Source organism: Bacteroides stercorirosoris (assembly GCF_900142015.1).
Lineage (GTDB): Bacteria > Bacteroidota > Bacteroidia > Bacteroidales > Bacteroidaceae > Bacteroides > Bacteroides stercorirosoris.
The window spans coordinates 39,547-63,581 of record NZ_FQZN01000030.1; the positions used below are offsets into that span (position 1 = coordinate 39,547).

19 protein-coding genes and 1 pseudogene are annotated in these 24,035 nt (G+C 44.3%); 16 read left to right on the forward strand and 4 right to left on the reverse strand.

Going from position 1 to position 24,035, the window contains the following annotated elements:
* Positions 1–156: 156 nt before the first annotated feature.
* The 3 genes from secA to lnb form a co-directional block, all read right to left on the reverse strand.
* Positions 157–3,450, reverse strand: coding sequence for a preprotein translocase subunit SecA (gene secA, locus BUC01_RS19280; RefSeq protein ID WP_025832521.1), 3,294 nt, complete (start codon positions 3,448–3,450; stop codon positions 157–159).
* A 225-nt stretch (positions 3,451–3,675) separates the two neighbouring features.
* Entirely contained in the window at positions 3,676–5,244 is a 1,569-nt protein-coding gene (locus tag BUC01_RS19285) for an alkaline phosphatase family protein (RefSeq protein WP_025832523.1), read from the reverse strand.
* On the reverse strand, positions 5,245–6,432 hold the full coding sequence (gene lnb / locus BUC01_RS19290; RefSeq protein ID WP_073314560.1) for a lipoprotein N-acyltransferase Lnb: 1,188 nt from the start codon (positions 6,430–6,432) through the stop codon (positions 5,245–5,247).
* Positions 6,433–6,973: 541 nt separating this feature from the next.
* Between lnb and ndk the strand changes: the two genes are divergently transcribed.
* From ndk to BUC01_RS19370, 16 genes are all read left to right on the forward strand, one after another.
* Complete coding sequence (gene ndk / locus BUC01_RS19295; protein WP_025832528.1) at positions 6,974–7,438, forward strand: nucleoside-diphosphate kinase; 465 nt, start codon at positions 6,974–6,976, stop codon at positions 7,436–7,438.
* Between the two features lie 154 nt (positions 7,439–7,592).
* Positions 7,593–8,324, forward strand: a complete 732-nt coding sequence (locus tag BUC01_RS19300; RefSeq protein WP_025832530.1) for a type III pantothenate kinase — start codon at positions 7,593–7,595, stop codon at positions 8,322–8,324.
* Positions 8,311–9,567 carry a BamG family beta-barrel-assembly machinery protein gene (locus BUC01_RS19305; protein ID WP_025832532.1) on the forward strand — a complete coding sequence of 419 codons (1,257 nt, stop codon included), beginning with the start codon at positions 8,311–8,313 and terminating at the stop codon, positions 9,565–9,567. Before BUC01_RS19300 ends, BUC01_RS19305 begins: the two co-directional genes overlap by 14 nt.
* A gap of 39 nt (positions 9,568–9,606) precedes the next feature.
* Positions 9,607–10,926 (forward strand): tetratricopeptide repeat protein, encoded by a 1,320-nt coding sequence (locus BUC01_RS19310; protein WP_025832533.1) that lies wholly within the window; start codon positions 9,607–9,609, stop codon positions 10,924–10,926.
* Between the two features lie 11 nt (positions 10,927–10,937).
* Positions 10,938–11,549 carry an LPS export ABC transporter periplasmic protein LptC gene (lptC, locus tag BUC01_RS19315; RefSeq protein ID WP_034524372.1) on the forward strand — a complete coding sequence of 204 codons (612 nt, stop codon included), beginning with the start codon at positions 10,938–10,940 and terminating at the stop codon, positions 11,547–11,549.
* Between the two features lie 39 nt (positions 11,550–11,588).
* Positions 11,589–12,845 (forward strand): hemolysin family protein, encoded by a 1,257-nt coding sequence (locus BUC01_RS19320; protein ID WP_025832535.1) that lies wholly within the window; start codon positions 11,589–11,591, stop codon positions 12,843–12,845.
* A gap of 121 nt (positions 12,846–12,966) precedes the next feature.
* Positions 12,967–15,105, forward strand: a complete 2,139-nt coding sequence (locus BUC01_RS19325) for a SurA N-terminal domain-containing protein (protein ID WP_025832537.1) — start codon at positions 12,967–12,969, stop codon at positions 15,103–15,105.
* A gap of 266 nt (positions 15,106–15,371) precedes the next feature.
* Complete coding sequence (gene rlmN / locus BUC01_RS19330) at positions 15,372–16,412, forward strand: dual-specificity RNA methyltransferase RlmN (RefSeq protein ID WP_073314552.1); 1,041 nt, start codon at positions 15,372–15,374, stop codon at positions 16,410–16,412.
* A 69-nt stretch (positions 16,413–16,481) separates the two neighbouring features.
* A complete protein-coding gene (locus BUC01_RS19335; protein WP_073314554.1) occupies positions 16,482–17,534 on the forward strand; it encodes a DUF4837 family protein in 1,053 nt (350 codons plus the stop codon).
* Between the two features lie 160 nt (positions 17,535–17,694).
* Positions 17,695–18,792, forward strand: coding sequence for a 4-hydroxythreonine-4-phosphate dehydrogenase PdxA (gene pdxA, locus BUC01_RS19340; protein ID WP_025832540.1), 1,098 nt, complete (start codon positions 17,695–17,697; stop codon positions 18,790–18,792).
* Position 18,793: 1 nt separating this feature from the next.
* Positions 18,794–20,038 carry a sigma-54 interaction domain-containing protein gene (locus BUC01_RS19345; RefSeq protein WP_025832541.1) on the forward strand — a complete coding sequence of 415 codons (1,245 nt, stop codon included), beginning with the start codon at positions 18,794–18,796 and terminating at the stop codon, positions 20,036–20,038.
* Positions 20,025–20,552, forward strand: coding sequence for an LptE family protein (locus tag BUC01_RS19350; RefSeq protein WP_025832542.1), 528 nt, complete (start codon positions 20,025–20,027; stop codon positions 20,550–20,552). The genes BUC01_RS19345 and BUC01_RS19350 overlap by 14 nt, the downstream gene beginning before the upstream one ends.
* An 8-nt stretch (positions 20,553–20,560) precedes the next feature.
* Positions 20,561–21,367 carry a hypothetical protein gene (locus BUC01_RS19355; RefSeq protein ID WP_073314556.1) on the forward strand — a complete coding sequence of 269 codons (807 nt, stop codon included), beginning with the start codon at positions 20,561–20,563 and terminating at the stop codon, positions 21,365–21,367.
* A gap of 4 nt (positions 21,368–21,371) precedes the next feature.
* Positions 21,372–21,749, forward strand: a complete 378-nt coding sequence (secG, locus tag BUC01_RS19360) for a preprotein translocase subunit SecG (RefSeq protein WP_025832543.1) — start codon at positions 21,372–21,374, stop codon at positions 21,747–21,749.
* A gap of 150 nt (positions 21,750–21,899) precedes the next feature.
* Positions 21,900–23,291, forward strand: coding sequence for an MFS transporter (locus BUC01_RS19365; RefSeq protein WP_073314558.1), 1,392 nt, complete (start codon positions 21,900–21,902; stop codon positions 23,289–23,291).
* Positions 23,292–23,312: 21 nt separating this feature from the next.
* A complete protein-coding gene (locus tag BUC01_RS19370; RefSeq protein WP_025832545.1) occupies positions 23,313–23,663 on the forward strand; it encodes a PqqD family protein in 351 nt (116 codons plus the stop codon).
* A 234-nt stretch (positions 23,664–23,897) separates the two neighbouring features.
* Here the strand turns inward: BUC01_RS19370 and BUC01_RS19375 are convergent.
* Positions 23,898–24,035: pseudogene (locus BUC01_RS19375) on the reverse strand (DDE transposase); the annotation flags it as partial.

Here is a 24,035-nt window from a genome sequence, read left to right on the forward strand (position 1 = left end):
TCTTTATGTAGGAATAACAAAAATACACTTTTGTATGGATATATAAAAGCCTCAAACAGTTTTTAACCGTTTGAGGCTTTTATTAGGAGAGAAAGTAGGTATAAAGTCTAAATTATAAGGTGTAAAGTGTCCTTATACTTTATACTCTATTTTTCATCATGCATTCTTTCCGTGACAGTTCTTATATTTCTTTCCGCTTCCGCAGGGGCAAGGATCGTTGCGTCCTACCGTCTTTTCCGCACGAATCGGTTCACGCTTTGTCTCGCGCGTGTCGTGTTGGGCGGCTTCCTGTTGGTTCGGATCGGTCAAGTCTTGTTTCTGTTCACGATATTTGCTCATGTCCTGTTTTTGTTCGGGAGCAGCCTGGCGTATTTCCTGCGGCTCCTGTACCGGAATCTGTCCGCGCATCAGGATAGAGATGGTCTGGTTATTGATTTTATCCACCATCGTATCAAACAGGTTCACTGACTCCAGCTTATAAATCAACAGCGGGTCTTTCTGTTCATAACTTGCGTTCTGTACGGAATGTTTCAGTTCATCCAGTTCACGAAGGTTTTCTTTCCATGATTCATCGATGACGTGCAGTAGGATGGACTTCTCGAAAGCTTTTACCACTTCCTTACATTCGCTGTCGTAAGCTGCTTTCAGATTGCAAGAGATGTTGTACATGCGCTTACCGTCTGTGATGGGGATAAGGATGTTTTCGTACATGTGTCCCTGGGTCTCATAAACCTGCTTGATGACCGGATAAGCGATTTGTGCCATACGGTCCGTCTTGCGTTTGAATTGCTCCATTGCCGTGTTGAAAGCTTCTTCGGTAAGCTTTTCCTTCTTCTCGTTACGGAACTGCTCCTCATTGAAAGGAACTTCCATGGCAAGTGTCTGCAAGAAGTCCATTTTGCAGTTTTCGTAGTCGGGAGCTTCGACGGCAGCGGCAACGCGGTCCCAAATCATGTTGACGATATCCATTCCGATACGTTCACCCATCAGGGCGTGGCGACGTTTGGTATATACAACGGTACGTTGCTTGTTCATTACGTCATCATATTCCAGCAAACGCTTACGGATACCGAAGTTGTTTTCTTCCACTTTCTTTTGTGCACGCTCGATGGAGTTGGAAATCATCTTGTGCTCAATCATTTCACCTTCCTTGAAACCGAGGCGGTCCATTACGCCTGCGATACGGTCGGAAGAGAACAGACGCATCAGGTCGTCTTCCAGTGATACGAAGAATACGGAAGAACCCGGGTCGCCCTGACGTCCGGCACGTCCGCGCAACTGGCGGTCTACACGGCGGGACTCATGACGCTCAGTACCGATGATTGCCAAACCGCCCGCGGCTTTCACTTCCGGACTCAGCTTGATGTCCGTACCACGACCTGCCATGTTGGTAGCAATGGTCACTGTTCCGCTGAAACCGGCTTTGGCTACGATGTCAGCTTCCTTCTGGTGCAATTTGGCATTCAGTACACTGTGCTCAATATGACGCATAGTCAACATTTTGCTCAGCATTTCGGAGATTTCTACTGACGTAGTACCCACCAGCACAGGGCGTCCGGCTTGTACCAACTGTTCGATTTCTTCGATCACAGCTTTATACTTTTCGCGTTTCGTCTTGTAAACGCGGTCGTTCATGTCTTTACGGGAAATAGGGCGGTTGGTCGGAATGACTACTACGTCCAGCTTATAGATGTCCCAGAATTCGCCTGCTTCCGTTTCGGCAGTACCGGTCATACCCGAGAGCTTATGGTACATACGGAAGTAGTTCTGCAACGTAATGGTGGCAAACGTCTGCGTGGCAGCTTCCACTTTCACGTTTTCCTTGGCTTCGATAGCCTGGTGCAAACCGTCTGAATAGCGGCGGCCCTCCATAATACGTCCTGTCTGCTCGTCTACAATCTTCACTTGTCCGTCGATAACAACGTATTCGTCATCCTTCTCGAACATAGTGTATGCTTTCAGCAATTGGTTGATGGTGTGTACGCGCTCTGATTTGATGGCATAGTTTGTCAGTAACTCGTCTTTCTTCGCCAGCCTCTCTTCGTCCGTCAGGTTTGTTTCGTTTTCCAGTTCGGAAAGTTGTGCGGCGATGTCGGGCAATACGAAGAGGGTGGGGTCTTCCGAGTTACCGGTAATCAAGTCCACACCTTTATCGGTCAGGTCTACACTGTTCAGCTTTTCTTCGATGACGAAGTACAACGGGTCGGTGGCTTCGTGCATACGTTTGTTGTTCTGCTCCATGTAGATTTCTTCAGTTTTCAGCATGCCCGCTTTGATACCTTGTTCACTCAGGTATTTAATCAGGGGCTTGTTCTTTGGCAATGCCTTATGGCTGCGGAACAATGCGAGGAAGCCTTCTTCCTGCTCCTTCTTGTCGCCGGAGGCGATAAGACGTTTGGCGTCGGCAAGATATTGGGTAGCCAGTTTTTTCTGTGCTTCCACCAGACGTTCTACCAAGGGGCGGAGTTGTTCAAACAACTGGTCCTCACCTTTCGGTACGGGACCGGAGATGATTAACGGTGTACGAGCATCATCAATCAATACGGAGTCCACCTCATCGACGATGGCATAGTTGTGCTGACGCTGTACGAGGTCTTTTGGACTGATGGCCATATTGTCGCGCAGGTAGTCGAAACCGAATTCGTTGTTAGTACCGAACGTGATATCTGCCAGATATGCCTGACGACGGGCATCGGAGTTGGGCTGATGTTTGTCGATACAGTCCACACTTAAACCGTGGAACATATAGAGGGGGCCCATCCATTCGGAGTCACGCTTAGACAGGTAGTCGTTCACCGTTACCACGTGTACACCGTTTCCGGTCAGTGCGTTGAGGAATACCGGGAGGGTAGCTACCAGGGTCTTACCTTCACCCGTTGCCATTTCGGCAATTTTACCTTTATGCAATACCACACCACCGAAGAGCTGCACATCATAGTGCACCATGTTCCAGGTGACTTCGGTTCCGCCTGCCAGCCAGTGGTTCTGATAGATTGCCTTGTCGCCTTCGATGCGTACAAAGTCTTTGGTAGCTGCCAGATGGCGGTCGAACTCGGTGGCTGTTACTACAATTTCTTCATTTTCAGAGAAGCGTTTGGCAGTTTCTTTCACGATAGAGAAAGCTACGGGCAATACTTCGTCCAATGCTTTTTCGTAGGTTTCCAGTATCTCCTTTTCTATCTTATCTATTTGTGTGAAAACCTCTTCACGGTTTTCCAGTTCGATTTCTTCGATACCAGCTTTCAGCTCTTCCACTTTGGCGCGTTGGTCGGTAGCGGAGTTGTAGATGTAGGCTTTCAGTTCTTCAGTTTTGGCGCGCAGGGCGTCGTTATCGAGTTTGGCAACTTCCGGGTAAGCGGCTTTGATTTTGTCTACCCACGGCTGAATTTCTTTCATGTCGCGTGTGGATTTGTTGCCGAAAATCGAGCTTAAAAATTCATTAAATCCCATTATATATCTGTTTTTGTTATTATTTGCTAAGTTGATTGAGTGCGCAAAGTTACTGATTTTTATACAGATTACACATTTTTGCGCTGTTTATTTGATGTGGACTTTCACTGTAGAGGGCACAGAGTTTCACTGAGTTTTCTTTCTTCAATGAATGAAGGAAGTCTATTTGTTATTAAGAGGTATAAAAACTCTGTGAAACTCTGTGTGCTCTGTGGTGAATAAACCTCAGAAGTTCAGTGGAGTCTCTGTGCAAGCATTCGGAGCGCGTATGCGCATCGCGCTTGACAGGGTAGGGGCTATGCGGGTAATATTGACAGGAATCCGTATGGTTTCGGGCTTTACTCCGCCACCCAGGAAGATGAGTGGGGCGGGGATGTTTGCATGACGCACTACACGATTATCGGTGGCATTTTCATCTACGATAGTCCAACCAGGCAATACATCTATCAGTAAGTCGCCGGAGCGCTTGCGGTGGAAAGCATTTCGCACAAGCTCTATCCGGGGCGTCCATGACCCCAGCAGCAGGCGATGGGCGGAATACGCTTCATTCACCCCGCTGAATTGTATCAGGAAATCGGCAGATTTATCTTGTATCTCTGCTAAATCCAGTTGTTTGTTCTCTATTAATTTATGGTTGAGATAAATTTGCTGGTTATGATAAGTCTCCACGTACTGTCCTTCGCCATAGGTGGCCATGAGGTACATGTTCAGCAACGTGGCGCAACGGTTCAGATGAAATTCTCCGCCCGGAATGCGATACAGGGCGAGATCGGGGGCTTCAGAGTCGGCATAGCCGGTAGAAGTGATACAGAAAAGCACGTTGTGCAGACCTACTTTGAGGTCGATAAGGTCGAGCAGGGAAGCGATGCTGCGGTCGAGTCGTACGTATGTATCCTGCATCTCCATGGCACACTCCTGCGTGCTTCTGTGATTATAGTTACCGGCATAATAAGTCAGTGCCAGCAAGTCGGGAACTTCATCTTTGGCTATGGTGCTTTTTTCCAGCAGTTCTTCTGCCAGCAGGTTCACCTCATCGTTGATAAAGGGGCTGGCAATCAGCCGACGGAATTTGTTGAGCCGTTCGCTGTCGAACTTATATTTGAAAGCCTGGTCTCGCCATTCTGGCAGGAAAGTATATCGGGTAATAGGATGTACGGGTTCCCATACCATGTCGCGGATGCGGTAGTCGGGCGATTTCCGTTCATTGTATTGGCTCACCCACCACGGGAACTCGCTGTAATATGTGGTACTGCACCATTTTCCTGTGTTTTCGTTCAGCCAGAAAGCACCGTTTCCGGAGTGTCCGGCAGCCAGCACGGCCGCATCTCGTGAGGGGGCGATGGCGTATACCAAGCCTTTGTTGCGTGTGGCTATTTTCAGCTCGTCGGCAATGGTGGAAGTCAGTAGTTGGGAGGGAGAAGAATTCTCATCGGTGAAGTTGCCCATAAAGGAGGAATCATCCACACAATTTACGGGGCGCAACGTGTTTACATCCATCCAATGACGGGATATGATGCCGTTCATCGAAGGTGTTGTGCCGCTGTAGATGGCAGCGATGGCGGAAGCGCGGTCTGTTCCGTTGAAAGGGAATTCGGTCTGGTAGAACACCTTTCCTTCGCGCATCAGTCTTTTGAAACCTTTCTCTCCGTATAAGGACGAAAATGCCTCCATGTAGTCGGTGCGCAGCTGGTCGATGGTCAGTGTCACCACCAGTTTGGGGGTGGCGGGCAACGGTTGTGCTTGCAGACCGGTGAAGGTCAGTGCGAGTATGGAAGTTATCAGTCCCTTTTTCATCTATCTCTTTTTCAATGTCAAAATAAGATTGCTTGCTGAACGTATCAGCAAACAAAGTGCCAAAGGTAATACAGCAAAGTCAAATCTCTGCGGTATTATCGCCCAAAGCAATATAAAAAGTGTTAAAACGATAAAATTAGCTGCCATGTACCAGCTTTTCTGTTGTTTTCTCACCTTATTTATCATCCATGGGAGGCAAAATAAGTGCAAGGGATGGAATACGAACAGCAGGTAATTGGGACTTACTGCCGGATGTTGCGAGAACAAGGCGAGGAAAGCGAGAATGCATCCTGCCACTCCGGCGCAGAAAAACAAGAGCAGGTCGAGTCCCCAAAGGGCTTTCCGTCGTCGTATGCCGTATATGGTGGCGGCTGTCACAAGGATGAAGAGCAGTAAGGCTGCCTGCATCGGGGTGATTCCTCCGGAACGGTGGTCGGCGGCTGTCAGTCCGGTCACAACAACCCTTTCTTCGGAGGATACCAGCGGTCGGGCTTGTCCTTCCTTATTTATTATTTGGGCGGTTTCGAAGTATTGTTGTACATAAAAAGGGACAAACATCATCAGCCTGCGGTTGATGGGTTCGTCGGCTTTGCTGCCCATGCACATATCCATGCCGAAACGCGACCACGGGTGACCTTCGTTGTATTTATGCAACAGGTCGCGGAAAGAAACTCCCGTGTCAGTGTCGGTCATGTTGTCAGCATATTGCAAGGAGCCGTCGATGGCTTTCTCTATCTGGTCGCGCGGACGGGTGGCGCAGTTGTCATAGAAGAAGTTGTAGCGGTACACGCGGTTTTCGGGATGGTAGTTCTCTTGTAGCAGTCCTGCCAGGCGCACTTTTTCGTCTTGGGTGAGATTGAGGGTCTGTTGCCAGACGTCCCGTCCCAGGTAATCGTACTCCTCGGCGAAGCGTTCGTAGCTTGTCACTCCCAGTTGGTAGTCGGTTTCGCCCAAAGCGAACCGGAAGATGAAGTTGGGGGCATTGAAGTTGAACATGCCGTAATTGAAAACAGCGTCGATGCCTTGGGTGAAGTTCTCGTAGCGGATAGCTGTGTGTCCGAAGAGGGAATAGATTTCACTGCCCGATGCGCACGTCAGCAAGCTGATGCGGATGGAGTCAGTGCGTTGCGCTTTCAGGCTGAGGGCACAGAATACGCTTATAATCAGTAGAAGGCTGGTTCGTTTCATTTCGCTGCAAAGATAATGCAAAGTGGGGGCACAATAAAAAGAATTCATTTATTTTTTTACTTGATATTGCGCAGTTCCTCATCCTCTTGCCTTCTTATCTCCTTGCCGACTAAATCCGTTCAACTTAGAGGGCTAATTCTGTTTGTGGGTAAACTATTTCTGCTCTCGCAGTAAACTATTTCTGCTCTCGCAGTAAACTAATCCTGTTGTTGCAGTAAACTAATCTTTTTTTTGCATAATATTATTCTTACAACAGCTGTTTTAGTTTCTTACGATAGTAAATAAGTTTTCTTACAATAGATGTTGTAGGAAAAAATAACAGATTACGTATGAATAATATTATGCAAAAAAAAGATTAGTTCATCGCATATTTGAGATTAGATTCTTGCAATGTTGAAGTTAGTTGCTTATTCCCTTTGAAGCTATCATCTTAAGTCCGTTAAATAAAAATAGCGGAAGAAGCTGTTTCTTTAAAGAAAAATCGTATTTTTGGAAGAATTATTTTTAAAGAGCATTTCTATAACTAAAATAATCGGCTATTATGATGGAAAAAACACTGGTCATATTGAAACCATGCACCCTACAGAGGGGATTGGTAGGTGAGATTACGAATAGGTTCGAGCGCAAAGGTTTACGTCTGGCCGGAATGAAAATGGTTCAGCTGACGGATGAAATACTGAATGAACATTACGCCCATCTGAGCGCAAAGCCGTTCTTTCAGCGTGTGAAGGATTCGATGATGGCATGCCCGGTCATCGTGTGTTGTTTTGAGGGAGTGGATGCGGTTGAAACAGTAAGGGCATTAACCGGCGTTACCAATGGCAGGAAAGCAGCTCCCGGAACCATTCGTGGAGATTACAGTATGAGTTTCCAGGAAAATATAGTTCATGCGTCCGATTCGCATGAAGCGGCAGAAACGGAACTGAAAAGATTTTTTAATCCCCAGGAAATCTTCGATTATGAACAGGCCACATTCGGCTTTCTTTATGCTAATGACGAATATTGAGAGAAAAATAGCGTATTACTAAAAAGTCTTTAATTCCTGCAGATTTGCCGGGTAATAGAAGTATTCGTCGATAAATTTTTCTTCTTCTTAGATAAATTGTTGCCGGAAACTATATAAATAGTATCTTTGCGCCGCAATTTTAATTAGTAATGCTGTGAATCTTGTTATCGATATAGGAAATACAACGGCAAAGTTGGCGCTTTTTGATGGAACATTGCCGTTGGAAGTGGTGTATGATTCAAATAGCACGTTAGAACATTTGCCCGATATTTGCAGTCGGTATGCTGTAGAGAAAGCGATTGTAGCGAGTGTCATTGATTTAAGTGAATGTGCGTTGGCACAACTGTCAAAGCTCCCTGTACCTGTGCTTTGGCTGAATGAGAAAACGCTTCTTCCGGTAGAAAATTTGTATGAAACTCCTGAAACACTGGGATACGACCGTATGGCGGCAGTGGTGGGAGCGAACGAGCAATTTCCTGATAGAGATATCCTGGTGATTGATGCCGGTACATGCATTACGTATGAATTTGTGGATGCCTCAGGACGCTATCATGGCGGGAATATTTCTCCCGGTATGCAGATGCGTTTCAAGGCGCTTCACCAGCTTACCGGACGCTTGCCGCTGGTGTCGCGTGAAGGGCGCGAACTCCCGATGGGGAGGGATACTGATACTGCTATCCGTGCGGGAGTATTAAAAGGAATGGAATATGAAATTTCGGGTTACATAGTGGCTATGAAACATAAATATCCTGAACTTTTGGTTTTTTTAACGGGCGGGGATGATTTTTCTTTTGATACAAACTTAAAAAGTATCATCTTTGCAGACAGATTTTTAGTGTTGAAAGGATTAAATCGAATTTTAAACTATAATAATGACAAGATTTAGACAAACACTTTTGGTGCTTTTGCTCACGATATTATCTGGGGCGATGGTCGCTCAAAATAATACAAATTCTCCCTATACACGATACGGATACGGACAGCTGGCAGACCAAGGGTCGGGTAACAGTAAGGCGATGGGTGGCATTGCCTACGGTTTACGTGACAGGTATCAGACCAACTTTGCGAATCCGGCATCTTATACGGCGGTTGATTCTTTGACTTTTATGTTTGACGGAGGTATCTCTATGCAGAATACCAACTTCAGTAATGGAGCCGTTAAAAAGAATGCCAAGAACTCCAGTTTTGACTACATTACGATGCAGTTCCGTCTTTCCAAATGGGGAGCCATGAGTATAGGATTGTTGCCTTATTCCAATGTCGGATATAGTATGTATGAGAGTGGCGAGACTGAAGACGGTACTCCTTACGTAAATACTTTTTCCGGAGAAGGAGGTTTGCATCAACTTTATTTAGGCGCAGGCTTTAAAATTCTTAAAAATCTTTCCATTGGTGCGAATATTTCGTATCTTTGGGGGGATATGTCACGTAGCCGTTATCAATCGTTTTCCTCCAATTCGGACATAATGCCGTTGACAACGATTTACGGAACAGAGGTGACGAGTTATAAGCTTGATTTTGGCGCGCAGTATACACAACAGTTTGGTAAGAAACATTCTGCTACGGTGGGTGTTGTTTTCTCACCGGGACATGATTTGGGTAACGATTCGTATGTACAGCAACAGCTTGGTAACTCTACTACCGGGTACAGTACATCTCAGAGGGATACGACAATGACGATGGGTATTCCTATGACTTTGGGTGCCGGTGTGACGTATGTTTATGATGATCGCCTGACGGTAGGTGTGGATGTGATGTTTCAGAAATGGAATAGCGTGACATTCATGAACGAACCGGATGCTTTCTGTAATCGTGCAAAGATTGCTTTGGGTGCGGAATACATCCCTAACCTGATGGGCAGAAGCTATCTTGCGCATATCAAATATCGTTTGGGAGCCTACTATTCCCAGCCTTATTATAAGATAGATGGTGTGCGTGCTGCCAATGAATATGGAGTGACTGCCGGTTTCGGATTACCCCTCCCGCGTAGCCGTTCTGTATTGAGCATCTCGGCACAGTATGTGAGAACACAGGGCAAGGAAGCCCAGTTCTTGAATGAGAATACATTGCGTCTTTGCATTGGCGTGACATTTAATGAACGTTGGTTCTGGAAGCGTAAAGTTGAATAAAAGAAGAATAGACAATATAACAACTAAAATTTAAATACAATGAAGATTAAAACGCTTGTAGCTGTCTTGCTCCTTTCGGGTGGAGTAAACAGCGCTTTCGCACAGACTGAAGATTGTAATAAGAACAGTAGTATTTCCCATGAAGCAGTAAAAGCTGGTAACTTTAAAGATGCTTATCTGCCGTGGAAAGCTGTTCTCAAGGATTGCCCGACATTGAAGTTTTATACTTTTAATGATGGTATTAAGATATTAACAGCTTTTTTGGGCGAAATAAAAGATCGTAACTCTGCTGATTATAAGAAGTACTTCGACGAGTTGATGGAAGTATATGATTTGAGAATGCAATATACACCTAACTTCCAACATTTGAAAGGTACGCCCTCTGTAGGAGATACTAAAGGAAGTAAGGCTATCAGCTATATTGCATATGCACCAAATCTTGATGTGAATCAGGCTTATACTTGGTTGAAGGAATCTTTGGAAGCGGAAAAAGAAGGCTCTAAGAGTCCTATTTTGCACTACTTTCTGGATATGTCTTTGAATAAGTTGAAGGCTGATCCCAGCCATAAAGAGCAATTTATTCAGGATTACCTGACTGACTCCGAATATGCAGATGCTGCTATTGCTGCGGAAACTAACCCCGCAAAGAAAGCTGATTTGCAAAAAGTGAAAGATAACCTTGTAGCCATGTTCATCAATAGTGGTACTGCTGACTGTGAATCTCTGCAAGGTATTTATGGTCCTAAGATTGAAGCTAATCAGTCAGACTCTACTTATCTGAAGAAAGCTATCTCTATCCTCAAGATGATGAAGTGTACTGAAAGCGAAGCATATTTCCAGGCTTCTTATTATATGTATAAGATTAACCCGACTGCTGATGCAGCTACCGGTTGCGGATACATGGCTTACAAGAAAGGTGACTTCGATACGGCTATCAAATATTTCGATGAAGCGTTGACTCTGGAAAGCGATAACGAAAAGAAAGCTCAGATAGCTTATGCTGTTGCAGCGACTTTGTTTAACGTGAAGAAGTTGTCACAAGCTAGAGGTTACTTGCAGAAAGCTATCTCCTTTAAGGAGAACTATGGTGATGCATACATCCTGCTTGCACAGCTTTATGCTTCCAGCCCGAACTGGAACGATGAGTCTGCATTGAATAAGTGTACTTACTTTGTTGTCATAGATAAATTGCAGCGTGCAAAAGCCGTAGATCCGACAGTGGCAGATAAAGCCAATGAATTGATTTCAACGTATGCACGTTATACGCCGAAAGCTGAAGACCTCTTTATGTTGGGTATTAAAGCTGGCGACCGCGTTACGGTAGGTGGCTGGATCGGTGAAAGCACAACGGTTCGATAAGAAATATAAATATGTTACCACAACGAAGTAACGTTCTGTTTTGTAGAAGTTTGAGCATAACCATTGCCTTTGGGGTAGTGGTTATGCTTCTTTTATTTTCCGCCTGTTCCGGACGTCATAAGGATTTGGGAAACGCTATCACAGAGCGTGATTCGCTGCCTGTGATGGATACAAAAGGGGTAATGACTCTTATTTCCGATTCCGGTGTTACCCGTTATCGCATCAATACCGAAGAATGGTTGGTGTTCGATAAGAAGAATCCGTCTTATTGGGCATTCGAGAAAGGAATCTATCTGGAAAATTTCGATTCAGTGTTTAATGTAGAAGCCAGCATAAAGTCTGATACGGCATATTATTATGATAAACAGAAGTTGTGGAAATTGATAAGTAATGTGCATATTCAAAACCTTAAAGGTGAGAAGTTTGATACGAATTTGTTGTATTGGGACCAGAATAAGCATCGTGTTTACTCTGATGAACGAGTTCGTATAGAGCAGCCGGATCAGATCATTTATGCTATCGGATTTGAATCTGACGAACAATTGAACAAGTATCGTTTTTTTAAAACGGAAGGTATTTTCTATGTGGACGATGACTCCACAGTACCTACCGACAGCTTGTAGACTGACAGTTTACAGGTTGATAGTATCAAACCATAAATTATGGATACCTATATTTATTTATTGATTACTATGGTTTTCTCCGCCTTCTTTTCGGGGATGGAGATTGCTTTTGTTTCCGTAGATAAACTACGCTTTGAAATGGAACGTAAGGAAGGATTGATATCTCGTATTCTTTCCTATTTCTTCCGTAATTCCAACAACTTTATTTCTACCATGCTGGTAGGTAACAATATTGCGCTGGTTATTTATGGTATCCTCATGGCGCAAATTATCAAAGTTCACCTGTTGGGCGATTTGATTTCCAATGATTTCGTGGAAGTGCTTTTGCAGACGATTATCTCCACCCTTATCATACTGGTTACAGGTGAATTCCTTCCCAAAACTTTGTTCAAGATCAATCCTAATCTTGTATTGAAAGTATGCGCTTTTCCTCTGATTATTTGCTATGTTATCTTATACCCTGTATCTCAATTAGCTTCCGGACTGTCCTATCTCTTTCTGCGTCTATTTGGGATGAAGATTAATAAAGAAGCCTCTGAGAGGGCTTTTGGAAAAGTCGATCTGGATTATTTCGTTCAGTCCAGCATTGATAATGCTGAAGATGAAGAAGAACTGGATGCCGAAGTGAAGATATTTCAGAATGCGCTTGATTTTTCCAGTATTAAAATACGCGATTGTATAGTACCTCGTACAGAAGTCGTAGCTGTTGACCTGACTACCCCTTTGGAAGATTTGAAAAGTCTTTTTGTTGAGTCCGGTATCTCTAAAATTATCGTATATGACGGAAATATAGATAACGTGGTGGGGTATATTCATTCCTCTGAAATGTTCCGTAATCCTGCCGACTGGCGGAATAATGTGAAAGAAGTTCCCATTGTGCCCGAGACGATGGCAGCGCATAAGTTGATGAAGCTGTTTATGCAGCAGAAGAAGACTATTGCTGTTGTGGTGGACGAGTTTGGCGGTACGTCAGGCATCGTTTCGCTGGAAGACCTGGTGGAAGAAATATTCGGTGACATTGAAGATGAACATGACAATACGTCCTATGTCTGCAAGCAGATCGGTGAGAATGAGTATGTGCTTTCCGGTCGTTTGGAGATAGAGAAGGTGAATGAAACCTTCAATCTTGATTTACCGGAAGAAGATGATTATATGACGGTAGGCGGACTGATTCTGAATCGTTATCAAAGTTTCCCGAAATTGCATGAGGTGGTGACTATTGATAAATTCCAGTTCAAAATAATTAAGGTTACAGCCACAAAAATCGAGTTGGTACGTCTTAAAGTGGTCGAATAATAGCGGAATGGTATAATTTTTTAGAGAATAAATAGATGCGTATTAGCATTTTTTGTATCTTCGTGCGCTAAAATGAAGTTTGGAGAAAATAATAATAAACAAATAAATCATATTAACTAAAATGGCAACATTACAAAACATTCGGTCTAAAGGACCCTTATTGGTGATTGTAATTGGTTTGGCACTGTTCGCTTTCATTGCGGGAGACGCATGGAAGGTATTGCAGCCACACCAGTCACATGATGTAGGAGAGGTTAACGGAGAGTCACTTTCCGCACAGGATTATCAGAGCTTGGTAGAAGAGTATACTGAAGTTGTGAAGTTCTCCAGCGGCTCAAGCGCACTTACCGACGAACAAAACAACCAGATTAAAGATGAAGTTTGGAGAAACTACGTCAACAATAAGCTGATTGAAAACGAAGCAAAGAAGCTCGGTCTGTCAGTCTCTAAAGCAGAAATCCAGGCAATCATTGATGCAGGTGTACACCCGATGTTGCAACAGACTCCGTTCCGTAATCCGCAAACCGGTGCTTTCGATAAAGATATGCTGAAAAAATTCTTAGTGGATTACTCTAAGATGAACACAGCGCAGATGCCGGCACAGTATGCAGAATATTACCAGTCTATGTACAAATTCTGGTCTTTTCTGGAAAAACAACTGATTCAGACTCGTCTGGCTGAAAAATATCAGGCTTTGGTGTCAAAGTCTCTTTTCTCTAACCCTATAGAAGCTCAGGATGCTTTCAACGCAAGAGTAGACCAGTCTGACTTATTGCTGGCTGCTATTCCTTATTCTTCTATTGTAGATTCTACTGTGGCTATTACGGATGCAGATCTGAAAGACGCTTATGCTAAGAAGAAAGAACAATTCAAGCAATATGTAGAAACCCGTAACATCAAGTTCATTGATGTACAGGTAACTGCAAGCCCCGAAGATAGAGAAGCTATCCAGAGTGAGGTAATGGAATATACAGAACAGCTTGCAGGTACTCCGGGCGATTATTCAACGTTGGTTCGTGCTGCCGGTTCTGAAGTTCCTTACATTGATTTGTTCTATACATCCAAGGCGTTGCCTACTGATGTGGCAGCTCGTTTGGACTCTGTTTCAGTAGGGGGCGTATACGGTCCTTACTACAATGCAACAGACAATACAATCAACTCATTCAAGAAGTTGGCTACTGCTTTTATGGCAGACTCTATCCAATATCGTCAGATACAGGTGGTTGCTGAAGATGCAGCTAAGACTAAAACTTTGGCTGACAGTATCTATACTGCTATCAAGGGTGGTGCGGACTTCGCAGAGATTGCAAAGAAATATGGTCAGACTGGTGAGTCTACTTGGATTTCTTCTGCTAATTACGAAGGAGCACAGTTGGATGGTGACAATCTGAAATATGTGAGCACTATCAATACTCTTGGCAAGAATGAACTGACCAACCTGAGTTTGGCACAGGCAAATGTTATTTTGCAGGTGATGGACAAGAAGGCTGTTAAGGATAAATATAAAGTAGCAGTCATCAAGCGTCCGGTAGAATTCAGCAAGGAAACTTATAGCAAGGCATACAATGAATTCAGTCAGTTTATCGCTTCTAATCCTACTTTGGAGAAGATGGTAGCTAATGCTGAGGATGCTGGTTACAAATTGTTGGACAGAAACGATTTATATAGCTCGGAACATGGTATCGGTGGTATCAGAGGTACTAAAGAAGCTTTGAGATGGGCGTTCTCTGCTAAAACAGGTGAAGTATCTGGTTTGTATGAGTGTGGCGAAAGTGACCGTATGTTGGTGGTTGGTGTTTCTGCTGTTATTCCGGCAGGTTACCGTCCGTTGGCTTTGGTTAAAGACCAGTTGAGACTTGAATTGCTCCGCGATAAGAAAGCTGAGAAAATCATGGCTGATATGAAAGCTGCCGGTGCAACTTCTTTCGACCAGTACAAGGCTATGGCAGATGCGGTTAGCGATTCTGTGAAACACGTTACTTTTGCTGCTCCTGCTTATGTTCCGGCATTGCGTGCAAGCGAACCGTTGGTAGGTGCTTATGCATCTGTTGCCGAGTTGAACCAGCTGAGTGCTCCGATCAAGGGCAATGGCGGTGTGTTTATTCTCCAACCGTATGCAAAAGAGAAGATGAATGAGACGTTCAATCAGGAAACAGAAGAAACTACGTTGCAGAATATGCATGCCCGTATGGCAAGCCAGTTCCTCAACGATTTGTATCTGAAAGCTGATGTGAAAGATTCACGTTACCTGTTCTTCTAAGGAATTATCGAATAATTCGAGATATGAAAGCCGCCTGATGTTATGTCAGGCGGCTTTTTCTTTCTGCCTTTCTGTCATTTTCTGTGCCTGCCATTGCCTTTGTGCAACTTTATTCCTACCTTTGCATCAATAAAAATTAATAATGAAAGGATTAAATAATGAAAGTGGGTATTTAATAGGTTAATGACACTCAGTAATCTGCTTTAACTCTTTCATTCTTAAAGTTTTCATTTTTAGCGAAGCAAAGCTTCGATAAACAGATAATTATGCCGAAACAAACTCTTTTAGGATTGACGCTCGCTGAATTGCAGGAGGTAGTGAAGAGACTGGGAATGCCCGGATTTGCCGCCAAGCAGATTGCTTCATGGCTGTATGACAAGAAAGTAAACTCCATAGACGAGATGACAAACCTGTCGTTAAAACATAGGGAACTTCTGAAAGACGTCTGTGAAGTAGGAGCGGATGCTCCTGTGGATGCTATGCGTTCAGCAGATGGTACGGTGAAATACTTGTACCGGGCGGGTGAGAAGCATTTTGTAGAGGCGGTTTATATCCCCGATGAAGAGCGTGCCACGCTTTGTGTGTCTTCACAGGTGGGATGCAAGATGAACTGTAAGTTCTGTATGACCGGTAAACAAGGCTTTACTGCTAATCTGACCGCTAACCAGATTATCAATCAGATTAGTTCTCTTCCCGAACGGGACAATCTGACCAACGTAGTGATGATGGGTATGGGAGAGCCTTTGGACAATCTGGACGAGGTGCTGAAAGCATTGGATATCATGACTTCCTCTTATGGATATGGATGGAGTCCCAAGCGGATCACTCTTTCTACGGTTGGCTTGCGTAAAGGTTTTCAGCGCTTTATAGAAGAATCGGAATGCCATCTGGCCATTAGCCTGCATTCTCCCGTTGTTATGCAGCGTCGCGAATTGATGCCGGCAGAGAAAGCTTTTTCCATCACCGAAATGGTAGACTTGTTAAAAAACTATGATTTTAGTAAACAGCGCAGACTATCTTTTGAATATATTGTTTTCAAAGGTGTGAATGATTCGTTGCTCTATGCCAAAGAATTGTTGAAACTCTTGCGTGGGCTGGATTGCCGTATCAACCTTATTCGTTTTCATGCCATACCGGGTGTAGATCTGGAGGGAGCGGATATGGAAACAATGACTAAACTTCGTGATTATCTGACTTCTCACGGTTTGTTTACCACGATACGCGCTTCCCGGGGTGAGGATATATTCGCTGCTTGCGGTATGCTTTCCACTGCCAAACAGGAGGCGAATAAACAAGAATTAATATAAATTATTAACTTTGGCTCGGATGATATACGTATTCTTCGTAGTTTTGTAAAAACATTAACTAGTAAGTATATGAGAAAGCACCTGTTTTTTTTGAGTTTAGCTCTTGTAGCGATTGCCTTTTCCGCTTGTAGTGGCGGCAAGAAGGGTGTATTTGGAGCGACCTCCAGCGGTCGTGCGTATGAAATCTTGGTAGTGGTTGACCCCGCTATGTGGGAACGTCCTGCCGGCAGGGCCCTTTTTGATGTGCTTGATACGGATGTGCCGGGGCTTCCCCAATCCGAACGCTCTTTCCGTATGATGTACACTTCTCCGGCCAATTATGATGCTACGTTAAAGCTGATCCGTAACATTATCATTGCTGATGTGCAGGATATTTATACTCAGCCTAAATTTAAATATGCAAGGGATGTATATGCTGCCCCTCAGACAATTCTGACTATCCAGGCTCCCGATGAAGCCTCTTTCGAGAAGTTTGTGTCGGAAAACAAACAGACCATTATCGACTTCTTCACCCGTGCGGAAATGAATCGTCAGATTGCTCTGCTGGAAAAGAAGCATAATGACTATGTGACTACGAAAGTGAAGAGCATGTTTGATTGTGACGTATGGATACCTGCGGAACTTTCTTCTACCAAGCAAGGTGAGAATTTCTTCTGGGCCGGTACCAATGCAGCCACAGGAGACCAGAACTTTGTTATTTACTCTTTCCCCTATACAGACAAGAATACATTCACCAAAGAGTATTTTGTGCAGATGCGCGACTCTGTCATGAAAGCCAATATTCCGGGATCTAAGGAAGGCATGTATATGATGACAGATTCATTGATGACCGATGTTCGCCCCCTCACCATACAAGGTGAATATGCTTTGGAGGCGCGCGGACTGTGGCGCATGAAAGGTGATTTCATGGGTGGCCCGTATGTTTCGCATATGCGTTTGGACCCAGTGAATCAACGTATAATCGTTGTAGAAGCGTTTATCTATTCACCTGACAAAATGAAACGTAATCTGATGCGTCAAATGGAGGCTTCTCTCTATACATTGAGAGTTCCGGGTGACAAACAAACAGGAGCGGAAATACCGTTAGGGGTTACAAAAGAGCAGGCTGCTGATAAGGAATAATAATATGGAGATATGCCAAATATTTACTTTATGTGTGCGGGCGAATGATAATTCGCCCCTACGCATATTGTAGCATCACTTGTAAGGGCGAACGATTATTCGTCCGCACAAGTGTTACTGTTGGCATAGCTTCTTTAAATGTGATATATATAAATTAAAAATGGAAGATAATAAAATAAAAGTCGGCATTACCCAGGGAGACATAAACGGCGTGGGTTACGAGGTTATTTTGAAAACATTCTCCGACCCTGTAATGCTGGAGTTGTGTACTCCTATAATTTATGGCTCGCCCAAGGTGGCAGCTTACCATCGTAAATCACTCGATTTGCCGACCAACTTCAGCATCGTGAACTCTGCTGCAGAAGCGGCTCACAATCGTTTAAGTGTAGTGAACTGCACGGATGATGAAGTGAAAGTGGAATTCTCAAAAGCTGACCCGGAAGCCGGAAAGGCTGCACTCGGTGCATTGGAGAGAGCAATTGAGGAATATAAGGAAGGGTTGATTGACGTGATTGTTACAGCCCCCATCAATAAGCACACCATCCAGTCGGAGACTTTCTCATTTCCCGGTCATACGGAATATATAGAAGAAAGATTGGGAAATGGTGCCAAGTCGCTGATGATATTGATGAAGGATGATTTCCGGGTAGCACTGGTGACGGGACATATCCCTGTCAGCCAGATAGCATCGACCATAACAAAGGAGTTGATACAGGAAAAGCTGGCTATCTTCAATCAGTCATTGAAGCAGGATTTTGCCATAGGTGCACCGCGCATTGCCGTACTTTCCCTGAATCCGCATGCAGGCGACGAAGGTCTGTTGGGTAAAGAGGAGGAAGAAATCATTATTCCGGCATTGAAAGAGATGGCGGCAAAAGGCATCTTGTGTTATGGCCCGTATCCGGCTGATGGTTTCATGGGTTCAGGCAACTTCACCCATTTTGATGGTGTACTTGCCATGTACCACGACCAGGGACTGGCTCCGTTCAAGGCGTTGGCAATGGATGAAGGCGTGAACTATACTGCCGGATTGCCTGTAATCCGCACTTCACCGGCCCACGGCACTGCCTATGACATTGCGGGTAAAGGACTGGCCAGTGAAGACTCATTCCGTCAGGCCATCTATGTCTCTATCGACGTATTCCGTAACCGGTTACGTGATAAAGAGGCACATGCCAACCCCTTACGAAAACAATATTACGAAAAACGAGATGATAGCGACAAGCTGAAACTTGATAGTGTAGAAGAAGATTTGTAGTATGACGAAAGCGGAAATACAACAAGTAAAATTACGTTTTGGCATCATTGGTAACAATGAAGCATTGATGCGTGCGATAGACGTTGCTATTCAGGTGGCGCCTACCGATCTGTCTGTACTGATTACCGGAGAGAGTGGTGTGGGTAAGGAGAGTTTCCCTCAGATCATTCATCAGTACAGCCGACGGAAGCATGGTCAGTATATTGCTGTGAACTGCGGTGCCATTCCCGAAGGAACTATTGATTCGGAACTGTTCGGTCATGAGAAAGGAGCGTTTACCGGTGCCATTGGTGAGCGGAAAGGGTATTTTGGTGAAGCGGATGGGGGAACTATCTTTCTGGATGAAGTGGGAGAGTTGCCTTTGCCTACCCAAGCACGCCTGCTTCGCGTGCTCGAAAGCGGAGAGTTCATCAAAGTAGGCTCGTCCAAAGTGCAGAAAACCAATGTACGCATTGTGGCGGCTACCAACGTGAACCTGACGCAGGCAATTTCCGAAGGACGTTTCCGGGAAGACTTGTATTACCGTCTTAACACTGTACCTATCCAGGTACCCCCTCTGCGTGAGCGCGGAGAGGATGCATTCTTATTATTCCGTAAATTTGCTTCAGACTTTGCGGAGAAGTACCGTATGCCTGCCATTCAACTGACGGAAGATGCCAAGCAGTTGTTGATTTCTTATTCATGGCCCGGCAATGTGCGACAGTTGAAGAACATCACAGAACAGATTTCCATCATCGAAACCAATCGTGAAATCAATGCAGCTATCTTGAAGGGGTATTTGCCGAATCAGAATAATATGCAGCGGCTTCCGGCTTTGTTCGGTGTCAAAGAGTCCAAGAGTTTTGAGAGTGAGCGGGAAATCTTGTATCAGGTTCTCTTCGATATGCGCCAGGATGTGACGGAGTTGAAGAAGCTGGTGCATGAGATTATGACCGAACGCGGAAAGACTGCCGCTCCGGCTGTACCTGCTGCCTATTATGCCCAGCCACCTGCCGTGATGACTCCCGTTGCTCCGAGTGTGCCTACTATTATTCATCCTTCCATAAAGCCATCTCACGAAGTGGATGAAGACATACAGGATACGGAAGAATATGTAGAAGAATCCCTCTCGCTGGATGAGGTGGAGAAAGAAATGATACGGAAAGCCTTGGAAAAACATCACGGTAAACGCAAGAGTGCGGCAAAGGATTTGAATATTTCCGAGCGTACCCTATACAGAAAGATTAAAGAATATGGATTGGATTAAAAAGATCGCCTCGACAGCTATGCTGCTGGGCATATTACTGATAGTGAATTCGTGTAGCATTAAGATAGGACTTGCTCCGATTAGTTCGATTGACTACTCAAAGGTGAAGACTATTTCGATAGCTGATTTCCAGAATCGTGCGGAGTATGTCTATGCCCCGCTGGCTACACAGTTTAATCAGGATTTGAAAGACCTGTTTATGCGTCAGACGCGTCTGTCGCTGGTCAACAACAATGCCGACCTGGAGATTGATGGAGAAATTACCGGATATAATCAGTATAATGAGGCGGTAGATGCGAGCGGATATTCTTCAAAGGTGAAAGTTACTTTGACGGTAAAGGTTACTTTTGTGAATAACACAGATCATAAGGATGATTTTACCGATCAGCAGTTCTCGGCTTTCCAGACTTATGACTCGTCCCTGTTGCTGACGGATGTGCAGGATGATTTGATAACCAAGATGGTGAAAGACATAACAGAACAAATTTTTAACGCAACCGTAGCTAACTGGTAATATAAGGAATGACGCCTGTACATTTGCAACAATGGATACAGCATCCCGAGGCGTTGAACCGGGATACCTTGTACGAACTTCGCACACTGGTAGCCCGTTATCCTTATTTTCAGTCCCTGCGCTTGCTTTATCTCAAGAATCTCTATGTGCTGCACGACATTGATTTCGGTGCGGAACTACGTAAGGCGGTATTGTATGTATCAGACCGCCGTGTATTGTTTTACCTGATTGAAGGAGACCGGTATGCCCTCCATCCTTATGCTTCCACACATATCGCCGAGAAGAGTCTGGATAAGGAACCGAGCGTTGACCGTACTCTTTCGTTGATAGATGCTTTCCTTGCTACCGTTCCCGAAGAACATTCACAGACGACGGAATTGGATTATGTAATGGATTATACTTCTTATCTGATACAGGATGATGCAGAAGCGGATGCCACGGATACGTTATCATCAGTTCCGGCAGAAGTGCCGAAGTTGCGCGGACAAGATTTGATAGATGTCTTTCTCAGTCAGAGTGAAGCAACAGTTGCGCCCGAAGAAACTATTCGGCCGATAGAGGTGAAAGCAGAGCAAGAAGACGAAACAGAAGATGAAGAAACCGACGAGGAAACAACTCCGTATTCAGCTCCGGATGATTTGGATGACAGCTGTTTCACCGAAACTTTGGCTAAAATTTATATCAAACAGCGCCGATATGACAAGGCTCTTGAAATTATTAAAAAATTAAGTTTGAATTATCCAAAAAAAAATGCTTACTTTGCAGACCAAATCAGATTTTTGGAGAAATTGATTATTAACGCTAAATCAAAATAACAAAATGTACTTATTATTAGTTATCTTAATGGTGATTGCATCCTTGCTGATGTGCTTCATTGTATTGATTCAAAATTCCAAAGGAGGCGGTCTGGCATCAGGCTTTTCTTCTTCCAATCAGATTATGGGTGTGCGCAAGACTACTGACTTTTTGGAAAAAGCTACATGGGGCTTGGCTGCATTCATGGTTGTAATGAGTATTGCTACCGCTTATGTTGTTCCTACTGCTTCAAGCAGAGGAGGCGATGTGATTCTGGAACAGGCTCAGCAAGAAGAGAAAACCAACCCGTATAACATGCCGACTGGTACAGCTGCTCCGCAGACAGAAACTCCTGCTGCTCCGGCAACTTCCGCTCCGGCTACAGAGGAACCGGCTAACTAAAGCTACGCGCGGATGAACCCGCAAACAGAAATAAGAGAGAGGTTGACACTGAAAAGGTGTCAGCCTCTTTTCTTTTTATGCCAGATTTAATTACCTTTGTCGGGATTATGCAATCTGAATAATAATTTGAAATCTTATATTAATAGTACAATGACAGAACAATTGAAACTTAAATTGAATGACTCCAAAGCTACCCGGTGGGGCGCGTTGGTGATTGTTGCCTTCACAATGATGGCAGCTTATTATGTAAACGACGTAGTGGCACCGCTGAAAACGATGTTGGAATCGGATCTTGCCTGGACTAGTAGTGATTTTGGATTCTTCACAGGTGGGTATAGCTTCCTGAATGTGTTCTTCCTGATGTTGATTTGGGGAGGGCTGATTCTCGACCGTTTCGGTATCCGCTTTACGGGAAAGTTGGCGACCATATTGATGGTAGGAGGTACGGCACTCGAATACTATGCCATGACAGGGCTTGCGGGTGCAGACGCGACACTTTTTGGAGTGAATGAGATATTCGGTTATAAAACGGGTGTATTCGTGGCTTTTGCAGGTTACTCCATCTTTGGTGTAGGTGCGGAGGTTGCCGGTATCACGGTCTCTAAGATTATCGCTAAGTGGTTTAGAGGAAAAGAGTTGGCAACAGCTATGGGAGTGCAGGTGGCGTTGGCACGTATCGGTTCGCAAGCCGGTTATGCAGTAGCTATTCCTATGGCGCGTGCTTTGGGACTTTCTTCTCCGGTATTATTGGGATTGATATTGCTGGTAGGTGGCCTGATAGCCTTCTTTATTTTCTCAGTGATGGACAAGAAGCTGGATAAGCAGATGGAAGCGGAAGCCATAGCCGCCGGTACGGAAGGCGAGGAAGAAAAGTTCTCTTTCAAGGACGTGAAGAATATATTGGTGAATCCGGGATTCTGGCTCATAGCTTTGTTATGCGTATTATTCTATTCTTGCGTATTCCCTTTCCAGAAGTTTGCTTCCGAATTGATGATTATCAAATATGGCATTAATGAAAATGTGGCGGGGACTTTTGCCGGACTACCGGCTTTGGGTGCATTGATTCTGACTCCGGTATTCGGTGGATTTATCGATAAGCGTGGCAAGTCGGCCTCTATCATGATATTGGGAGCTGCAATGTTGATAGGTGTGCACTTTATTTATGCTATTCCTGCCATTAACTATTGGCTGGTGGCTATTGCACTGATGATTATTTTGGGTATCGCCTTTTCGCTGGTTCCATCTGCTATGTGGCCTGCTGTTGCCAAGATATTCCCAGTGAGCCAGTTAGGTACGGCATATGCGTTGATATTCTTTATTCAAAATATAGGTCTGTGGGGTATTCCTACTTTGATTGGTAAAGTGCTTGACGTCTATTGTATCGTAGGTAAGAAGGATGACGGAACGAATCTGTACGATTATACGATACCGATGTGTATCTTTACAGGTATTGCCTGCTTATCTCTTCTGGTAGCCTTTTTATTGAAGAGGGCGGACAAGAAGTATGGCTATCAGCTGGAAGAACCTAATATTCAGTCATAATAAATAGAGACGGATATAAGTATGGGAAGATCTGAGGGAAAAGTCAACCTGTTGGAAGCTATTCCGGTTCGTGGTAGCCATGTTATAACTGAATGGGAAGGGGATTGCGTCGTCATCTCCTATCCCCGGTTCAAGTATGAATGGATGCGTCGGTTCTTGTTGCCCAAAGGTATGTCTCCCGATATTCATGTCCGTCTTGAAGAACATGGCAGTGCTGTCTGGAACCTGATAGACGGACAGCGCACGGTGCAGGAGATTATCTCACTGCTTGCCGAACATTTTCATCCTGATGAGGATTATGCTCCACGGGTCACGACTTATGTGATGCAACTGCAAAAGGATGAGCTTATTAAATTAAAAATTGAAAATTGAAAATTAAAAAGGGATATTCAGTAAATGTCCCTCTTTCTAATAAATTAAGAGAACAGTTTTACTTTACGTGAGCTTTTCTCTTAATTTTTTTCTGTAAAGCCTCAAGTCTCCTATCTTTTTCATAGAATATTATTTACATATTCTTATTTTTTCTTCCCAACGGTACATTATGTATATGTCTTTTTAGGGGAAGTTAAAAACCTCTCCTGTTTTCCTCTTATTATTTTAGTCTGATTATGCAGCCGTTCTTTTTTTCTTTTCGACCTTTTCTATCATGCATACCGCATTGGCCGTATGTATTCCAAAGAAAATCCAAAGCATTTCCGTTTTCCTGTTTCTAGCTTTTATTCTGGCCAGTGAGTAATGTTGTTT

Bases quoted from the DNA above. Each gene is read 5' to 3' on its own strand.
- secA (WP_025832521.1), bottom strand. From the start codon at position 3,450: ATGGGATTTAATGAATTTTTAAGCTCGATTTTCGGCAACAAATCCACA.
- BUC01_RS19285 (WP_025832523.1), bottom strand. From the start codon at position 5,244: ATGAAAAAGGGACTGATAACTTCCATACTCGCACTGACCTTCACCGGT.
- lnb (WP_073314560.1), bottom strand. From the start codon at position 6,432: ATGAAACGAACCAGCCTTCTACTGATTATAAGCGTATTCTGTGCCCTC.
- ndk (WP_025832528.1), top strand. From the start codon at position 6,974: ATGATGGAAAAAACACTGGTCATATTGAAACCATGCACCCTACAGAGG.
- BUC01_RS19305 (WP_025832532.1), top strand. From the start codon at position 8,311: ATGACAAGATTTAGACAAACACTTTTGGTGCTTTTGCTCACGATATTA.
- BUC01_RS19310 (WP_025832533.1), top strand. From the start codon at position 9,607: ATGAAGATTAAAACGCTTGTAGCTGTCTTGCTCCTTTCGGGTGGAGTA.
- lptC (WP_034524372.1), top strand. From the start codon at position 10,938: ATGTTACCACAACGAAGTAACGTTCTGTTTTGTAGAAGTTTGAGCATA.
- BUC01_RS19320 (WP_025832535.1), top strand. From the start codon at position 11,589: ATGGATACCTATATTTATTTATTGATTACTATGGTTTTCTCCGCCTTC.
- BUC01_RS19325 (WP_025832537.1), top strand. From the start codon at position 12,967: ATGGCAACATTACAAAACATTCGGTCTAAAGGACCCTTATTGGTGATT.
- rlmN (WP_073314552.1), top strand. From the start codon at position 15,372: ATGCCGAAACAAACTCTTTTAGGATTGACGCTCGCTGAATTGCAGGAG.
- BUC01_RS19335 (WP_073314554.1), top strand. From the start codon at position 16,482: ATGAGAAAGCACCTGTTTTTTTTGAGTTTAGCTCTTGTAGCGATTGCC.
- pdxA (WP_025832540.1), top strand. From the start codon at position 17,695: ATGGAAGATAATAAAATAAAAGTCGGCATTACCCAGGGAGACATAAAC.
- BUC01_RS19345 (WP_025832541.1), top strand. From the start codon at position 18,794: ATGACGAAAGCGGAAATACAACAAGTAAAATTACGTTTTGGCATCATT.
- BUC01_RS19350 (WP_025832542.1), top strand. From the start codon at position 20,025: ATGGATTGGATTAAAAAGATCGCCTCGACAGCTATGCTGCTGGGCATA.
- BUC01_RS19355 (WP_073314556.1), top strand. From the start codon at position 20,561: ATGACGCCTGTACATTTGCAACAATGGATACAGCATCCCGAGGCGTTG.
- secG (WP_025832543.1), top strand. From the start codon at position 21,372: ATGTACTTATTATTAGTTATCTTAATGGTGATTGCATCCTTGCTGATG.
- BUC01_RS19365 (WP_073314558.1), top strand. From the start codon at position 21,900: ATGACAGAACAATTGAAACTTAAATTGAATGACTCCAAAGCTACCCGG.
- BUC01_RS19370 (WP_025832545.1), top strand. From the start codon at position 23,313: ATGGGAAGATCTGAGGGAAAAGTCAACCTGTTGGAAGCTATTCCGGTT.